Here is a 15,944-nt window from a genome sequence, read left to right on the forward strand (position 1 = left end):
TACCGACGGTTCCGTCAGGGAGTGGGTGCCGGGATGTAGGTGGTCGGGGTCTGCACCTGGTCACCGGCGGGCAGCGGCGTGCCCTGGCTGCCCGCGGGCTGCGGCACGCCCTCGGCACCCGCCGGGGCGGGAGCGGCCTCGGCGGGCTGAACGGGCGTGCCGTGCGCGGTCGGAACCGGAGCGTCCTGTGCGGGCGGGACCGGAGCGCCTTCGGGCGCCACCGGGGTGCCCTCGCTGCCGGCCGGAATCGGGGTGCCCTGGCTGCCCTCAGGGAGTGGGGTGCCCTGGCTGCCCTCGGGCGCCTCGGTGCCCGCAGCGGCGGGAGCGGCGGTCGTGCCCTCGGGAGCCTCGGCTGCAGGAGCCTCGGCAGGTGCGGCCGTCGCCGGGTCGCTTTCCGCGTCGTAGGAGGTCGACGGCGATGAGCTGCTCGAGCTGGAGGCGGGCGGCTCCGTCCAGACCAGCCGGTCCTGACCACCGGTGTTGTACACGACGCTGTCGGGGGCCGCGCCGGTGACGTCGAAATAGACCTTGCCGGACGTCTGCTGACCCTGGGCTAGCGTCGCCGGGTTCACCCCCTGCGGGGTGGCGGCGCCGAACAGCGCGCGGTAGGTCTGACCGTCGGCGGCCCGCGCGTTCAGATTCGACACGATCGGCGTCGCCGACCCCTGGATCGCCTGGTCGGTTGCGGTGGCTTCCCACAGCTGTCCGGTCACGGGGTAGGGGATGACGTCGCTGCTCGGCTTCAGGTCGGTGATGGTCCAGCCCTGGATGACTGCGCCGTCGACCAGCTTGCCCTGGCTTCCGAGTGTCTGCGTCTGGACGGTGGTGCCGCTCTGGGTGGCTTCGGCTTCAGCGGAGGCCAGCGGTGCCCCGATGAAGCCGGCGGTCGCGGCCGCCGCCAACACGCTGGTGATCTTCGTGATCTTCATGATTTGCTCCTGACTCGTCCGACAATTGGGATGGTCACCAAACGAAACTATCAGGTCACTCGGCGATTGTGGATTCCGGATCGACTGAAGCCGTTGACATTCGAGCTACCCGAGTCCCCATGTGGCAACGACCTTTTCGGGTATGCGACACGGTTGGCGTTGCGTTTCATACGCTTTCGTCGGGCAGGGCAAACCCGGCAGGCCCGAGTTACGCGGGAATCAACTCGACGCCGGCGAGTGCGACCGCGTCGTCACGCTCTGGTGCGGTCACCGTCGCGACGAATCCGTCGCCGTTCTTCCAGACGCTGGCCTTGAGTGTCTCGCCCGGGAACACCACGCCGGCGAACCGGGCACCATAACTTGCGACCCGGGTGGTGTCACCGTCGAGCAGGGCATCCACCATCGCCTTGCACGTCATGCCGTAAGTGCACAGGCCGTGCAGGATTGGCCGCGGGAACCCGGCAGCTGCTGCGAAGTCGGGATCCGAGTGCAGCGGATTGCGATCGCCGCACATCCGGTAGAGCAGCGCCTGCTGCGGTGACACCGGGATCGAGAGTTCGAAGTCGGGCGCACGCGACGTGTGGTCCGATGACGAAGACCCAGACGGACCGCGTTCACCACCGAAACCGCCTTCGCCGCGGGCGAAGATCGAACGCTTCTGTGTCCACAACGGCGTGCCGTCGGGCGCGGTCACCGTGGTCTCCGACCAGATCACCGCTGCCTTGCCCTTGTCCCAGATGTCGGTAAAACGCGTGACCGCGATACCGGTGCCGGCCGGCGGGATCGGCCCCGGCACCGACACCGCCTCGCTGGCGTGCAGCACCTTCGACAGCTCGATGTCGATGCCGGGGAACTTCACCGTCGGCGCCTCGGTCATGTGGAAGCTCTGCGCGACGTTGCCGAATGTCGGCAGCACCTGCGGCGTTTCGTCGGTCAAGTAACGCAACTCGCGCTTGTCCATCGGGTCGGCGCCGGCGCCCAGCCCGAGGTGGTAGAGCTGAATGTCACTGCTAGTCCACGAGAACTCCGCGGCAGGAAGCTCCGCGCCGAGCGCCTCGTCGAGATTGATGGGCATCAGTTCTTCCCCGCTATGTGTAGTGCGGCAAGGTATCCGAACGTCATCGCCGGGCCGATGGTGCCGCCCGGACCGGGATAGGTGTGGCCCATCACCGGCGCGCTGACATTGCCTGCAGCATAGAGCCCTTCGATCACGGAGCCGTCGTCGCGGAGCGCACGGCCGTGCACGTCGGTGACCACGCCGCCCTTGGTACCCAGATCGCCGGGCACCATCTTGGCCGCGTAGTAGGGCGCGTGGCTGATCTCGCCGAGGTTGGGGTTGGGCTTGTTGGTCGGATCGCCGTAGTAGCGGTCGTAGGCGCTCTCGCCGCGCCGGAAATCCTCGTCGACGCCGGACCGGGCGAAACCGTTGAAGCGCTCGACCGTTTCGGTGAAAGCCTGCGCGGGCAGACCGGTCTTCTCGGCCAGCTCCTCGAGCGTGTTCGCCGTGACGATCACCCCCGACTCGAGCCACTTCTTCGGAATCCGTTGTCCAGGTTGCAGTCCGGCGAAGATGTAGCGGTCGCGGTACTGCTGGTCGAACACGAGCCACGCCGGAATGTTCTCGCCGGGTCCCGGTCCCTGTCCGTACTTCCCGCCGTACATGTGATGGCAGGCCTCGACATAGGGCATCGACTCGTTCATGAACCGCTTGCCCGCCATGTTGACGATGATCGATCCGGGCGAGTTGCGTTCCGACAGCGCGAACCACGGCGCGCCCACCAGCGGAACGGTGGGCCCCCACCACGCGTCCTCCATGATGTCGAGCGCGGCGCCCAGCTTCTCGGCGGCGATGATGCCGTCACCGGTGTTGGCCTTGGCACCCACCGTCCATTCGGTGGTGATCGGGGCACGCTGGTACTTCACCCGCATCTGCTCGTTGTGCTCGAAGCCACCTGAGCCGAGGATCACGCCGCGGCGCGCCCGGATCAGTTCGGGCTCAGCGGTCTCCGGTGCGCTGACATCGCGTACGTAGATCCCCCGCACGACGCCGTCTTCGACGTAGAGGTCGGTCAGCGCGGTGTTCAGCCGCACGGGCACGCCCGCGTCGCGCAGGCCGATGCGCAACGGCGCGATCAACGCGCGACCCATGCCGACGAGGTTCTTGCCGGTGGCCTTGGCCCACATCGTGCGCGCACCGACCTTGAGACTGCGCAGCACACCGCGGGGGTGACGCTTGAGCTGGTTGAGCCGAACGTAGTCCTGCTGCATGACGACCACGTTGAGCGGAACCTTGCCGTACGGCGGCTCCAAGCCGGGCAGATCGGGGCCGAGCTTCTTCGCGTCGAACGGTTTGGGTTCGACCGAGCGGCCCGTCGGCTTGCCGCCCGGTGTCTCGGGGTAGTAGTCGGAGTAGCCCGGCACCCAGCACAGCTTCAGCGGCGAGTGCTTCAGCACGAAAGACAGCATTTCCGGACCGCGGTCGAGATAGGTGTCGATCTTCTCAGCGGGCACGACGTCGCCGATGATGCTGTGCAGGTAGGTGCGGGCGGCGTCGGCCGTGTCCTTGACGCCGTCGCGCCGCAGGACCTCGTTGTTCGGGATCCAGACACCGCCGCCTGACCGCGCAGTGGAACCACCGTAGTGCGGAGCCTTCTCGACGACTACTGTGGAAAGTCCCTGGTGGGCTGCGGTGAGCGCGGCGACCATACCGGCTGCGCCGCTTCCCACCACGACGACGTCGTACTCCTGACCACTCATGTAGAACACGTTATAGAATTGCCCGGCCGACCCACAACCGCGCCGGTCAAAAGAACAAGGGGACTTCATAAGAATGCTCAGTGACCAGGTGCGTCAGGAGCTCGCCGCCGACCTCGCGCAGGCCGAGCGCAGCCGGGTTCCGATCGCACCATTGACCGACGGGCATCCGGACATCGACGTCGTCGATGCCTACGAGATTCAGCTGATCAACATCCGCCAGCGCGTGGCCGAGGGCGCCAGGGTCATCGGTCACAAGGTCGGGCTGTCGTCGAAGGCCATGCAGCAGATGATGAACGTCGACGAACCCGACTACGGGCACCTGCTGGACGAGATGGCGGTCTTTGAGGACAAGCCCGTCAAGTCCGCGGACTACCTCTACCCCCGCGTCGAGGTGGAGGTGGGCTTCATCCTCGCCGACGACCTTCCCGGCGCCGGTTGCACCGAGAACGACGTGCTCGCCGCGACCGCCGCTTTCGCGCCCGCGATCGAGCTGATCGACACCCGCATCAAGGACTGGAAGATCAAACTCTGCGACACCATCGCCGACAACGCGTCGTCGGCGGGCTGGGTGCTGGGGGAAGCCAGGGTCTCACCCAAGGACATCGACATCACCGCGATCGACGCCGTGCTCACCCGCAACGGCGAGGTGGTGGCGAAGGGTCGCAGCGATGCGGTGCTCGGCAACCCGGTGACCGCGGTGGCCTGGCTGGCGCGCAAGGTCGACAGCTTCGGCGTCCGCCTCAAGGCGGGTGACATCGTGTTGCCGGGCTCGTGCACCAAGGCGTTCGACGCCACACCCGGCGCCGAGTACATCGCAGATTTCGCCGGGCTGGGCTCGGTTCGTTTGAGCTTCGAATAGGTAGGGAGACATATGCCGAACAAAGCCTCAGTGGCGATCGTCGGGTCGGGCAACATCAGCACCGATCTCCTGTACAAGTTGCTGCGCTCGGAGTGGCTCGAGCCGCGCTGGATGATCGGCATCGACCCGGAAAGCGAAGGATTGGCCCGCGCCCGCAAGCTCGGGTTGGAAACGTCGCACGAGGGCGTGGACTGGCTGCTGGCCCAGGACGAGAAGCCCGACATGGTCTTCGAGGCCACCAGCGCCTACGTGCACCGCGACGCCGCCCCCAAGTACGCCGAGGCCGGGATCCGCGCCATCGACCTCACCCCGGCCGCGGTCGGGCCCGGCGTGATCCCGCCGGCCAACCTGGACGAGCATCTCGATGCGCCCAACGTCAACATGGTCACCTGCGGTGGCCAGGCCACCATCCCGATCGTCTACGCGGTGAGTCGCGTTGTCGACGTGCCCTACGGCGAGATCGTGGCGTCGGTGTCGTCGGCGTCGGCAGGCCCCGGCACGCGAGCCAACATCGACGAGTTCACCAAGACCACCGCTGCGGGCGTGCAGAACATCGGCGGCGCCCAGCGCGGCAAGGCGATCATCATCCTCAACCCCGCCGAACCGCCGATGATCATGCGCGACACCATCTTCTGCGCCATCCCCGAAGACGCCGACCGCGACGCCATCGCGCAGTCCATCAAGGATGTCGTCGCCGAGGTGCAGACGTATGTGCCCGGCTACCGGTTGCTCAACGAACCGCAGTTCGACGAGCCTTCGGTGGTCAACGGTGGCAACCATCTGGTCACCACGTTCATTGAGGTCGAGGGTGCGGGCGACTATCTGCCACCCTACGCTGGAAACCTGGACATCATGACCGCAGCGGCGGCCAAGGTGGGCGAGGAGATCGCCCGGAAACAGGTCGGGGCGAGCCTCTCGGTATCGACAGGAGGCCAGGCATGAGCGTCACCGAACAGATCTACTTCAACCCGATCTGGGACGTCCGGATGACGGACACGTCGCTGCGCGACGGCAGCCACCACAAACGTCACCAGTTCACCAAGGACGAGGTGCACGCGATCGTCTCGGCGCTGGACGCCGCGGGGGTGCCGGTCATCGAGGTCACCCATGGCGACGGGCTGGGCGGGTCCAGCTTCAACTACGGGTTCTCCAAGACGCCGGAGCAGGAGCTGATCAAGCTCGCTGCAGAGACCGCCAAGGAATCCAAGATCGCGTTCCTGATGCTGCCGGGTGTCGGCACCAAGGAGGACATCAAGGAGGCGCAGAACAACGGCGGGTCGATCTGCCGGATCGCCACGCACTGCACCGAGGCCGACGTGTCGATTCAGCACTTCGGGCTGGCGCGCGAACTCGGCCTGGAGACGGTCGGCTTCCTGATGATGAGCCACACCATCCCGCCGGAGAAGCTGGCCGCCCAGGCGCGCATCATGGCCGACGCGGGCTGTCAGTGCGTCTACGTCGTCGACTCCGCGGGCGCGCTGGTGCTCGAGGGCGTGCGCGACCGGGTGGCGGCGCTGGTCGCCGAACTCGGCGACGACGCGCAGGTCGGCTTTCACGGCCACGAGAACCTGGGCCTGGGGGTGGCCAACTCGATCGAGGCGGTGCGCGCGGGCGCCAAGCAGATCGACGGCTCATGCCGCCGCTTCGGCGCGGGTGCGGGCAACGCGCCGGTCGAGGCGCTGATCGGGGTGTTCGACAAGATCGGCGTCAAGACCGGCATCGACTTCTTCGACATCGCCGATGCCGCCGAAGAGGTCGTCGCCCCCGCGATGCCCGCCGAATGCCTGCTGGACCGCAACGCGCTGATCATGGGCTACTCCGGGGTGTACTCGAGCTTCCTCAAGCACGCCATCCGTCAGTCCGAGCGCTACGGCGTCCCGGCGCACAAGCTGCTGCACCGCGCCGGGCAGCGCAAGCTGATCGGCGGCCAGGAGGATCAGCTCATCGACATCGCGCTGGAGATCAAGCGGGAGCAAGAGGCCGCGTCGGCGAGCTCCTGAACCGCACTTGTGAATCTGACGACGGTTTCCCGGGATTTTCGTCGCCAGATGCACAGTCGGCTGCGATGACGACCCGCCAACACGCACAGGCGATCCTCGAGCGGTTGGCCGGGCCGCAGGCTCGTCTGCGCGACGACCAGTGGGCCGCCATCGAAGCGCTGGTGGTGCACCGGCGGCGCGCCCTGGTCGTACAGCGCACCGGCTGGGGTAAGTCCGCGGTCTACTTCATCGCCGCGAAACTGCTGCGCGCCGACGGGCACGGCCCGACCGTGATCGTGTCACCGCTGCTGGCGCTGATGCGAAACCAGGTGGCCGCAGCCGAGCGGGCCGATGTGCACGCCGCGACCATCAACTCGAGCAATGTCGCCGACTGGGACGACATCCACCGCCGGGTGACCCGCGGCGAGCTCGACGTCCTGCTGGTCAGCCCGGAACGGTTGAACAATCCGGACTTTCGCGACGCGGTGTTGCCCGCGCTGGCGCGCGATGCCGGGTTGGTGGTGGTCGACGAGGCGCACTGCGTATCGGACTGGGGTCATGACTTCCGGCCCGACTATCGGCGGATCCGCACCCTGATCGCCGAACTCGGCGCCGACGTCCCGGTGCTCGCGACCACCGCGACCGCCAACGACCGAGTGGTCGACGACGTCGCGGCGCAGTTGGGCGTGGGCGGCGGCGAGACCCTGGTGCTGCGCGGTGGGCTGGACCGGGAGTCGCTGCGCCTGTCGGTGGTCAACGCCGGCAACCCCGCGCAGCGAGCGGCATGGCTTGCCGCACATCTGGATTCGTTACCCGGCTCGGGCATCGTCTACACCCTGACCGTTGCGCAGGCGCACGACGTTGCCGCGCTGCTGCGCGAGCAGGGGCATCCGGTGGCGGCCTATACCGGTTCGACCGAGGCCGCCGAACGCGAACAACTCGAGGCGGACCTGCTCACCAACCGCGTCAAGGCGCTGATCGCGACGTCGGCGCTCGGCATGGGGTTCGACAAACCCGACCTCGGCTTCGTCGTGCATCTCGGCGCCCCGTCCTCGCCGATCGCCTACTACCAGCAGGTCGGCCGGGCCGGCCGGTCGACGGACAGCGCCGAGGTCGTCTTGCTGCCGGGCAGCGAAGACCAGGACGTCTGGCGGTACTTCGCCTCCGTCGCATTTCCGCCAGAAGCGTTGGTACGCAAGGTGATCCGAGAGCTGGATCGGAAACGGCCGCAGTCGACAGCCGCACTGGAACCGCTTGTCGATCTCAATCGGACCCGGTTGGAGATGGTCTTGAAGGTGCTCGACGTCGACGGTGCGGTGCGGCGCGTCAAGGGTGGCTGGGTCGGCACCGGCCAGGAGTGGACCTACGACGAACCGCGCTACCGCAAGCTCGACGACGCGCGCAGGCGGGAACAGCAGGCGATGCTCGACTACCAGGCCACCGACCGCTGCCGGATGGCCTTCCTGCGGGCTCAACTCGACGATCCCGCGCTCACCGACGGTGAGCGTTGCGGCCGCTGCGACAACTGCGCGGGACCGCGGTACGACGCGGCCGTCGACTCCACGGCAGAGGAGCGCACCAGAGCGTCGCTCATGCGTCCGGGGGTGGAACTCACGGCTCGCAAACAGTGGCCGTCCGGATTGAGCAGGCTCGGGATCGATCTCAAGGGCCGAATCGGCGATGGCCCCGCTTGCGGCCGGGCCATCGGCAGACTGTCCGACCTCGGCTGGGGAACCCGCTTGCGACACGTGCTCGACGGCCCGGACGCGGAGGTGCCCGGGGACATGGTCCAGGCCGCCGTGCAGGCGTTGGCCGCGTGGGACTGGGAGACCCGCCCGACCGCGGTGATGGCGCTGGATTCACACGCTCATCCGGTGTTGATTTCGTCACTGGCGCGAGAACTCGCCCGCCTCGGCCGACTGACCGACCTGGGTGTGCTGCGGTATGCGCCGGGGCGCGGGCCGGTGTCCGCGGCGAACTCCGCCTATCGAGTTGCCGCGCTGTGCGACGCGTGGACGGCGCCCGATCCGGCGCTGATCGCGTCCGCCGGTGGGTCGGTGCTGCTCGTGGACGACGTGGCCGACACCGGATGGACGCTGACGATGGCATCGCGGCTGGTGAGGGCCGCGGGCGCGCCGGATGTGCTGCCCTTCACGCTGGCGGGCGTGAGCTGACGTGTCAAGGGTCTGACGACGCCGCGATATGGCGTCTGGCCTGGGGTTGTTTAGCTCGCCCCCGAGGCCGGTTACGCCTTCGGGAGCGGCCACCGGGTCGCAGACTGAAGGAGTGATTCGATGAAGATGTCCGTTACGACCGTGCGACGCGGCCTGTACGGCATGTTTGCAGGCGGGCTTCTCGCATTCGGTTCCGCCGCGATCGTCGCACCCGTTGCCAGCGCCCAGCCGGCCCCTGCGCCGGCGCAGGACAACACCTGCAGCGTGAGCGCCATCGCCAACACCGCGAGCACGGTGTCGGCGTCCACCAGCAACTACCTCTCCTCACACCCCGAGGCCAACGAGGCGCTGACGGAGATCGCCACGCAACCGCAGGAGCAGGCCACGGAGGCCTTCCGCACCTACTTCGCGGAGAATCCGCAGGTCGAGTCCGAGCTCAAGGCGATCAACGAGCCGGTAGCGGCGATCTCGAGCCAATGCGGCATCGAGGTGGAGCCGACGCCGATTTCAGAGGCGTTGACTGACGTCTGAATCGGTTGATCGACCAAGCACATCAGTGGACTCACCGCGCCGGCTTCGGTCGGCGCGGTGAGGTCTGCGATTTGTGCACCGCAGGGAGCGGTGAGCGCTCTGCGGTGAGCGCTCCAGAACGTGCACAGTTCGTCACCGGGAAGTGTTTCCCCTCTTCGTTCCGCCCAGTTGCGCGGTGACCGCATCGGCCGTCGCCACCAATGCTCGTGCTCGTTCGGTTATCTCATTGCCAGTCAACGACTTTCCGATGTGCATCGACGCAACCATGACTTGGCGTTGGTAGTGGTCGTACACCGGCGCCGAGATCACGCTGATGTCATGTCGTCTGCGGCCGCCGGCGGTCTCGGCGCGCAGATACACCCGCTCGCCGATGTCGGATACCAGTTCGCCGAGCAGTGCGCGCAACTCGTCGGGCAGATCGGTCGACATCCCCGCCATCAACGAATACAGCCGCCGCCCGCCGGGTGTCAGCCGTTCGACGAGGTAGCCGTGCGCGCGGCATTCGGCGATCACCCGGTTCAGCCGCTCGGTGTCGGTGCGCAACGGGATTGTCGGCTCTTTGGCCAGCCAGTCGCGCTGAGCCTCGTCGTCCCAGAGCACGAACATCAGCCCGACCGGCGGCGCGAACGGGTAACTCTGCCCGACCACGACGCCGGGCCTGGCGCCGGGCGGCGCGACAAGATCGAGCAGCGTGATCCGGTCGTCGATGACGGCCGACAGCGCGGCGGTGACCCCGTAGCGGGACGACAGCCGCCGTAGCTCTTCGCGGGCGGCCGGGCTGACGCGCAGCGACTCCTGCGCTTTGTGGCCGAGCGTGATCAGTGACGGACCCAGCCGGTAAGTCTTGTCGCCGGAGTCGCGCACGAGGTAGCCCGCGTCGGAGAGCGTGGTGACGATACCCAGGCAGGTCGGCTTGCTCAGCCCGAGCCGGCGGGCCAATTCGGAGACCCCGAACCGCTGGTCGGGGTGGCCGGCGAGGTAATCCAGGATGCGCACCACGCGTTCGGTCGGCGGCGACGCGCGGCCGGTGGCTCTCGCGAAGTCAACACCCGCGTCGTGATCGTGCAACGAATCACGAGCCTGGTGTACGTCTCGCGGGCGGTCCGGACGGGCCATGCGCCAGAATCTACTCCACGTTCCATATTTGGACCAGCTCGTTCTATATATTGACTACGGCTAGAACGCGTTCTAGTTTCAGGGTGTGTACTCGCAGCCACTGGTAGACGCGATCGCCGAGGCCGAACGCCTCGTCACGCAAGCGCCGTTCATCGAATCCGAGGCCGACCTTCTCGAAGGCCTGCAATACCTGGCCGGCTGTGTCGCCGCCTGCACGCACCTGGCGTTCGACTACGACCGCGACCACCCGTTCATGCAATCGGGCACCGGGCCCTTCACCAAGATGGCCCTCGACAACCCCGACACCCTCTATTTCGGCACCCGCGTCCAGCCCGGCCATGAATACGTCGTCACCGGAAAACGCGGCACCACCACCGATCTGAGTTTCCAGATGCTCGGCGGCGAGTACACCGACGACAACGTGCCAGTCAGCCAGGCGGCTTTCGACGACCGCGAACTGGACATCGCCGCCGACGGCACCTTCGAGTGGCGAGTCACGCCGACCAGCCCGTCGCAGTTGCTGGTTCGTGAGGTGTACAACGACTGGTCTGCGCAGCGCGGCTACATCAGCGTCGCGCGCACCGACACCGCGGGCACCGCGCCGCCGCCGCTGACCAAGGAGACGATCGAGAAGCGGTATGCCGTCGCGGGCAAGCAACTGGTGCAGCGGATCAAGACGTGGCTGCAGTTCCCGCAGTGGTTCTACAACAACCTGCCGGTCAACACCATGGTGGCGCCGCGGCTCACGCCGGGCGGGCTGGCCACGCAATACTCGTCGGTGGGGCACTTCGACCTGAGCCCCGACCAGGCGATGGTCATCACGCTGCCGGTGCCCGACGCGCCGTATCTCGGCTTCCAGCTGGGCAGCCTGTGGTACATCTCGCTGGACTACATCAACCACCAGACGTCGCTGAACGGCACTCAGGCACAAGCGGATCCGGATGGCAAGATCCGGATCGTGGTGTCCGACGCCAACCCGGGTGTGACCAATTGGTGTGAGACGCTGGGTCACCGCAAGGGCTACCTGCAGTTCCGCTGGCAGCGACTGTCGCGCGAGTTGACCGAGGCCGACGGCCCGACGGTCGAGGTCGTCGAGGTCGACCAAGTCGCGGCCGCGCTGCCCTACTACGACTCGAACAAGATCTCCGATGAGGATTGGCGGGCGCGAATCGCACTACGACAACAGCAGATTCAGAACAGGATGGTTGGCTGACGATGGCGGGACTTCTGCAGGACAAAGTTGTCGTCATCAGCGGCGTCGGTCCCGCGCTCGGCACCACGCTCGCGCGGCGGTGTGCGGAGAACGGCGCCGACCTGGTGCTCGCCGCGCGCACGGTCGAACGACTCGAGGACGTCGCCAAGGAGGTCACGAACCTGGGCAGGCGCGCACTGTCGGTGGGCACCGACATCACCGACGAGGCCCAGGTGCGCAACCTCGTCGAGGAGACCATGACGGCGTACGGCAAGGTCGACGTGTTGATCAACAACGCGTTTCGGGTGCCGTCGATGAAACCGTTGGCCGACACCACCTTCGAGCACATGCGGGATGCGATCGAGCTGACGGTGTTCGGCGCGCTGCGGTTGATCCAGGGCTTCACTCCCGCGCTGGCGGAGGCCAACGGATCGGTCGTCAACGTCAATTCGATGGTCGTGCGCCACTCGCAGGCCAAGTACGGCGCCTACAAGATGGCGAAGTCGGCGCTGCTGGCGATGTCGCAGTCCCTGGCCACCGAACTCGGTGAGCAGGGCATCCGGGTGAATTCCGTACTGCCCGGATACATCTGGGGCGGAACGTTGGAAAGCTACTTCAACCATCAGGCCGGCAAGTACGGCACCACCGTCGACGAGATCTACAAGGCCACGGCCGCCGCGTCGGACCTCAAGCGGCTGCCCACCGAGGACGAGGTGGCCTCGGCGATATTGTTCATGGCCAGCGATTTGTCCAGCGGTATCACCGGACAGGCGCTCGACGTCAACTGCGGGGAGTACAAGGCGTGAGTGCGCGCACTGACGTCGGCACGGTCGACGATCTGCACGCCTCGGCCACCAAGGCGTGCGGGCTCGACGACTTCGGCAGCGACGACGACAACTACCGCGAAGCGCTGGCGGTGCTGCTCGAGTCCTACCGAAAGGACGCCGATCTCACCGAGTTCGGCAGCAAGATGCAGCGGTTCTTCGTGCGCAACGCATTGGTGGCCCGGCTCGTGAGTGAGGCGGCGTTCAAGCAGTACCCCGAGCATGCCGACGTGCCGATCGAGAGGCCGATCTTCGTCACGGGCCTGCCCCGCACCGGTACCACCGCCATCCACCGGTTGCTCGCCGCCGACCCGCGGCACCAGGGCCTGGAGCTGTGGCTTGCGGAGTTCCCGCAGCCGCGTCCGCCGCGCGAAACATGGCCTCAGAACCCGGTTTTCGCCGAGCTCGACGCCCGGTTCAAGAAGGCTCACGAGGAGAACCCGGACTACACCGGGCTGCACTACATGACCGCCGACGAGGTCGAGGAGTGCTGGCAACTGCTGCGTCAGTCGCTGCACTCGGTCTCCTACGAAACGCTTGCGCACATCCCGACGTACGCGCAATGGCTCTCCCAACAGGACTGGACCAAGCCCTATCAGCGGCATCGCCGCAACCTCCAGTTGATCGGCCTGAACGAACCGGAGAAGCGCTGGGTTTTGAAGAACCCCAGCCACCTGTTCGCGCTAGACGCGTTGTTCAACGCCTATCCGGACGCTCTGGTCATCCAGTGTCACCGGCCGGTCGAGACGATCATGGCGTCGATGTGCTCGCTGGCCCAACACACCACCGAAGGCTGGTCGAACAGCTTCACCGGCGAGGTCATCGGACGGGACGCGATGGAGACCTGGTCGCGGGGTTTGGAGTTGTTCAATCGCGTTCGCGCCGAACACGATCCGGCCCAGTTCTACGACCTGGACTACTTCGAGTTCGTGAAGGACCCGGTCCGGACCGTGGAGAACGTGTACCGGCACTTCGGCATCGACTTCACCGACGATGCTCGCGTGGCGATGGAACACAGCCACCAGGAGAGCAAGCAGGGGCCGCGCGCGCCCAAGCACACCTATTCGCTGGCCGACTACGGTCTGAGCGACGAGCAGGTCAAGGACCGCTTCAAAGGGCTCTGATTTCCTGTGCGAGCAGTCGCAGAGTGCCCATTTCACGCGGCATTTCGGGACAATTTGCGTCTGATCTCCGATCAAGCCGTGGTGTTCGCAAGCTTCTCAATCCGCTCCAGCGCACCGTCGGCCAGTGAACGCACGTCGTAGCCGTTGGCGGGGCCGCACGTCGATATCTCGACGGCCGCGTTGTGCGCGGCGACGAATGCGCTGTCACATGCCCAGTCGTCGCCCTTGAACGACCACAACAGGATCTCGGGGGAATCGGATTCGACCGGCGGAAGAAGCTGGAAGGCGTACTCGCGCTCGCTCATGCTCGTCACCAGAAACGTCTTACCCCGGCATGATTCGATGGACTGGCGCGCTGCATCCAATGCGGCTCCGGCGTCGAAGTCTGCCCGATACACGGCGACCATCTCTTCGATGTATGTCTCCGGCTGGTCGACGTACCAGTGGCCGCCGTCGTACGCGGCTGGATTGTGATCGGCGATGAACGGCGGGTCGACCTCACGCGCCAACCCCGCGCAGTCCTGGGGTTCGACGGAAACGAACAGGTTGCCGTCGGCCTTGGAGACCTTCGAACTCAGCAGGTCGCCGACCTGTCCCGCGGTGATCGGCGCGACCGGCGGCTCGGCCCTCGGTTGCGGGCTGTCCACCACGCGCGTGCAGGCCGCGACACTCATCGCGAGCAGACAGAAAGTGACCCAAAATTGGCGCATTTCAGGGCACTTTACGTCTTCTCGCGAGAAGGGGGCTAGCGCGAGATATCGCTAGCCGTCACCGGGGGAGGGGGCCGACGACATCTCCTCGAGACACCCTTCGGCGACGGCGTGCTTGATGCTGTCGGCGAGCCTCGGACAGGCCTTGGCGCGGGCCGGGTCACCGCCGGATTGCCGAATCTCGTTGAAGTACGCGCAGCGCTGCGACGCTTCGGCGTTCCACTGCACCGACGTGTGAGCCGCCCCGAGCTTCTTGACGTCCACCGAGACGTGGCAGAACCGGCAGTCAACCGACACCAGGCCGGACTTGAGATAGCGTTCACGGTCGCGTTGCGTGGCCTCCCTCAGGGCCGCCGCGCGGTCCGCGCTGAAAGGCGGTGCCTTCCACGTGCTTCCGGGCCTCGGCTCCCCACCGTGGCCGTGGTCGTGATCGTCGTCGTCATGGGCGCCGTGCAGCAACAACATCGCCCGGGCCAGCCGGTCGACGTCGGCGGGGCCGACGATCTGGCCGGAGTCGGGAGCATCTCGGCGCGGAGTCATGAGCTCGCTTGGTCGGCCTTTTCCTTCTCGTCTTTCTGTTCGGCCTGCCGCTTGAGGTTCTCCTCGACCTCGACGTGCCACTTCTCGTTGGCCGCCGTGGTGTCGACCTCGATCTCGAAGCGGTCGGTCATATCCGGCGTGACGTCGGCGACGTCGACGTAGAACTGCTGATACCAGCGCCGCATCTGATAGACCGCGCCGTCTTCCTCGACCAGCAGCGGGTTGTCGATGCGGGTCTTGTGCTTCCAGATCTCGACGTCCTGCAAGAAGCCCTTGCTGACGCCCTCGGTGAACGTGTTGGCCAGTTTCTCGGTCATCTCCTCGTCGAGGCCCTTGGGCTTCTCGACGATGACGCCCCACTGCAGCATGAACGAGTTCTGGGTGACGGGGTAGTGGCAGTTGATCAGGATCGACTCGGCCTTGTAACCGCCGTAGTTGTTGTGCAGCCAGTTGATCATGAACGACGGACCGAAGTACGACGCCTCGGAGTCCAGATGCGCCTCACCGTACGTGGTGCCCATGTCGCTGATGTCGGGCCGGCCGACGTTGTGCAGGTACTGCGAGGCGATATGGCCCTCGAAGACGTTCTTGAAGTACGTCGGCAACCCGTAGTGGATGTAGAAGAAATGCGCCATGTCGGTGACGTTGTCGATGATCTCCCGGCAGTTGGCGTTCTCGATCAGGATCGAGTTCCACTTCCAGTCGGTCCACTCGTCGCTCTCGACCTCCGGAATCTCGGGGATCCGGACCTCGGGCTGCGGCGGGTTGCCCTCATGGTCGTGCCAGACGAACAGCAGGCCGCCGCGCACGTCGGTATGCCAGGCACGGGTGCGCGCCAGTCGTGGTGTGCGCTTGGCGTAGGGCACCAGCTTGCATTTGCCGTCGCCGCCCCAGCGCCAGTCGTGGAACGGGCACGCCACCTCATCGCCCTTGATCGTCCCCTGAGCGAGGTTTCCGCCCATGTGGCGGCAGTACCCGTCGAGCACTTTCACGTCGCCGTGCGAGTCCGCGAAGACCACCAGCATGGTGCCGAAGATCTCGACCCCGTGCGGCTTGCCGTCCAGGTAGCTTTCCACCGGGCCCAGGCAGTGCCAGCCCCGGGCGTACCGGTCGGGCAGAGCGCCGGTGTCGATCTCGCGAATTCCCGCACTGTCGGTAGTCACGGTGGGCCTCCCGTTATGTGTCTCTAACTAGAACACGTTACAGTTT

15 protein-coding genes are annotated in these 15,944 nt (G+C 66.4%); 8 read left to right on the forward strand and 7 right to left on the reverse strand.

Annotated features, from left to right (window positions below; all coding sequences use genetic code 11):
• Nucleotides 1-14 precede the first annotated feature (14 nt).
• The 3 genes from AU188_RS01805 to kstD all read right to left on the reverse strand — a co-directional run bounded on the left by AU188_RS01805 (nucleotide 15) and on the right by kstD (nucleotide 3,686).
• Nucleotides 15-929, reverse strand: coding sequence for an MPT63 family protein (locus tag AU188_RS01805; RefSeq protein ID WP_059161976.1), 915 nt, complete (start codon nucleotides 927-929; stop codon nucleotides 15-17).
• Between the two features lie 208 nt (nucleotides 930-1,137).
• Nucleotides 1,138-2,004, reverse strand: a complete 867-nt coding sequence (gene chsH3 / locus AU188_RS01810) for an enoyl-CoA hydratase ChsH3 (RefSeq protein WP_059161977.1) — start codon at nucleotides 2,002-2,004, stop codon at nucleotides 1,138-1,140.
• Entirely contained in the window at nucleotides 2,004-3,686 is a 1,683-nt protein-coding gene (gene kstD / locus AU188_RS01815) for a 3-oxosteroid 1-dehydrogenase (protein ID WP_059162268.1), read from the reverse strand. Before kstD ends, chsH3 begins: the two co-directional genes overlap by 1 nt.
• A 73-nt stretch (nucleotides 3,687-3,759) precedes the next feature.
• On the opposite strand from kstD, the gene AU188_RS01820 reads away from it, so the two are divergent.
• The 5 genes from AU188_RS01820 to AU188_RS01840 all read left to right on the forward strand — a co-directional run bounded on the left by AU188_RS01820 (nucleotide 3,760) and on the right by AU188_RS01840 (nucleotide 9,229).
• Entirely contained in the window at nucleotides 3,760-4,545 is a 786-nt protein-coding gene (locus AU188_RS01820; RefSeq protein ID WP_059161978.1) for a 2-keto-4-pentenoate hydratase, read from the forward strand.
• 12 nt (nucleotides 4,546-4,557) lie between these two features.
• Nucleotides 4,558-5,487, forward strand: a complete 930-nt coding sequence (locus AU188_RS01825) for an acetaldehyde dehydrogenase (acetylating) (RefSeq protein ID WP_059161979.1) — start codon at nucleotides 4,558-4,560, stop codon at nucleotides 5,485-5,487.
• The gene (dmpG, locus tag AU188_RS01830; protein WP_059161980.1) at nucleotides 5,484-6,545 is read left to right on the forward strand and encodes a 4-hydroxy-2-oxovalerate aldolase; all 1,062 of its coding nucleotides are present in this window, start codon (nucleotides 5,484-5,486) and stop codon (nucleotides 6,543-6,545) included. The genes AU188_RS01825 and dmpG overlap by 4 nt, the downstream gene beginning before the upstream one ends.
• A 65-nt stretch (nucleotides 6,546-6,610) precedes the next feature.
• Nucleotides 6,611-8,698 carry a RecQ family ATP-dependent DNA helicase gene (locus tag AU188_RS01835; protein ID WP_059161981.1) on the forward strand — a complete coding sequence of 696 codons (2,088 nt, stop codon included), beginning with the start codon at nucleotides 6,611-6,613 and terminating at the stop codon, nucleotides 8,696-8,698.
• A 120-nt stretch (nucleotides 8,699-8,818) separates the two neighbouring features.
• Nucleotides 8,819-9,229 (forward strand): heme-binding protein, encoded by a 411-nt coding sequence (locus AU188_RS01840; RefSeq protein WP_059161982.1) that lies wholly within the window; start codon nucleotides 8,819-8,821, stop codon nucleotides 9,227-9,229.
• Nucleotides 9,230-9,361: 132 nt separating this feature from the next.
• Here AU188_RS01840 and AU188_RS01845 read toward each other — a convergent pair whose 3' ends face one another.
• Nucleotides 9,362-10,345, reverse strand: a complete 984-nt coding sequence (locus tag AU188_RS01845; protein WP_082686429.1) for an IclR family transcriptional regulator — start codon at nucleotides 10,343-10,345, stop codon at nucleotides 9,362-9,364.
• An 85-nt stretch (nucleotides 10,346-10,430) separates the two neighbouring features.
• Here AU188_RS01845 and AU188_RS01850 point away from each other — a divergent pair, with 85 nt between their 5' ends.
• From AU188_RS01850 to AU188_RS01860, 3 genes are read left to right on the forward strand one after another with little or no spacing between them, the layout of a single operon-like run.
• On the forward strand, nucleotides 10,431-11,558 hold the full coding sequence (locus AU188_RS01850) for a hypothetical protein (RefSeq protein WP_059161983.1): 1,128 nt from the start codon (nucleotides 10,431-10,433) through the stop codon (nucleotides 11,556-11,558).
• Between the two features lie 2 nt (nucleotides 11,559-11,560).
• Nucleotides 11,561-12,343: an SDR family oxidoreductase gene (locus AU188_RS01855; RefSeq protein WP_059161984.1), complete on the forward strand. Its 783-nt coding sequence runs from the start codon at nucleotides 11,561-11,563 to the stop codon at nucleotides 12,341-12,343.
• On the forward strand, nucleotides 12,340-13,485 hold the full coding sequence (locus tag AU188_RS01860) for a sulfotransferase family protein (protein ID WP_059161985.1): 1,146 nt from the start codon (nucleotides 12,340-12,342) through the stop codon (nucleotides 13,483-13,485). The genes AU188_RS01855 and AU188_RS01860 overlap by 4 nt, the downstream gene beginning before the upstream one ends.
• A 71-nt stretch (nucleotides 13,486-13,556) precedes the next feature.
• Here AU188_RS01860 and AU188_RS01865 read toward each other — a convergent pair whose 3' ends face one another.
• Genes AU188_RS01865 through AU188_RS01875 form a run of 3 tightly spaced genes read right to left on the reverse strand, consistent with a single transcriptional unit; the run spans nucleotide 13,557 to nucleotide 15,898 of the window.
• Complete coding sequence (locus tag AU188_RS01865) at nucleotides 13,557-14,195, reverse strand: sensor domain-containing protein (protein ID WP_059161986.1); 639 nt, start codon at nucleotides 14,193-14,195, stop codon at nucleotides 13,557-13,559.
• A 51-nt stretch (nucleotides 14,196-14,246) separates the two neighbouring features.
• Nucleotides 14,247-14,735, reverse strand: a complete 489-nt coding sequence (locus AU188_RS01870; protein WP_059161987.1) for a hypothetical protein — start codon at nucleotides 14,733-14,735, stop codon at nucleotides 14,247-14,249.
• Nucleotides 14,732-15,898 (reverse strand): 3-ketosteroid-9-alpha-monooxygenase, oxygenase component, encoded by a 1,167-nt coding sequence (locus tag AU188_RS01875; protein ID WP_059161988.1) that lies wholly within the window; start codon nucleotides 15,896-15,898, stop codon nucleotides 14,732-14,734. Before AU188_RS01875 ends, AU188_RS01870 begins: the two co-directional genes overlap by 4 nt.
• Between the last annotated feature and the right edge of the window lie 46 nt (nucleotides 15,899-15,944).

This window comes from Mycobacterium sp. IS-3022, from assembly GCF_001500065.1.
Lineage (GTDB): Bacteria > Actinomycetota > Actinomycetes > Mycobacteriales > Mycobacteriaceae > Mycobacterium.

Excerpts from the sequence above, each read along its gene's own strand:
- AU188_RS01805 (WP_059161976.1), bottom strand. The coding sequence starts at position 929 with ATGAAGATCACGAAGATCACCAGCGTGTTGGCGGCGGCCGCGACCGCC.
- chsH3 (WP_059161977.1), bottom strand. The coding sequence starts at position 2,004 with ATGCCCATCAATCTCGACGAGGCGCTCGGCGCGGAGCTTCCTGCCGCG.
- kstD (WP_059162268.1), bottom strand. The coding sequence starts at position 3,686 with ATGAGTGGTCAGGAGTACGACGTCGTCGTGGTGGGAAGCGGCGCAGCC.
- AU188_RS01820 (WP_059161978.1), top strand. The coding sequence starts at position 3,760 with ATGCTCAGTGACCAGGTGCGTCAGGAGCTCGCCGCCGACCTCGCGCAG.
- AU188_RS01825 (WP_059161979.1), top strand. The coding sequence starts at position 4,558 with ATGCCGAACAAAGCCTCAGTGGCGATCGTCGGGTCGGGCAACATCAGC.
- dmpG (WP_059161980.1), top strand. The coding sequence starts at position 5,484 with ATGAGCGTCACCGAACAGATCTACTTCAACCCGATCTGGGACGTCCGG.
- AU188_RS01835 (WP_059161981.1), top strand. The coding sequence starts at position 6,611 with ATGACGACCCGCCAACACGCACAGGCGATCCTCGAGCGGTTGGCCGGG.
- AU188_RS01840 (WP_059161982.1), top strand. The coding sequence starts at position 8,819 with ATGAAGATGTCCGTTACGACCGTGCGACGCGGCCTGTACGGCATGTTT.
- AU188_RS01845 (WP_082686429.1), bottom strand. The coding sequence starts at position 10,345 with ATGGCCCGTCCGGACCGCCCGCGAGACGTACACCAGGCTCGTGATTCG.
- AU188_RS01855 (WP_059161984.1), top strand. The coding sequence starts at position 11,561 with ATGGCGGGACTTCTGCAGGACAAAGTTGTCGTCATCAGCGGCGTCGGT.
- AU188_RS01865 (WP_059161986.1), bottom strand. The coding sequence starts at position 14,195 with ATGCGCCAATTTTGGGTCACTTTCTGTCTGCTCGCGATGAGTGTCGCG.
- AU188_RS01870 (WP_059161987.1), bottom strand. The coding sequence starts at position 14,735 with ATGACTCCGCGCCGAGATGCTCCCGACTCCGGCCAGATCGTCGGCCCC.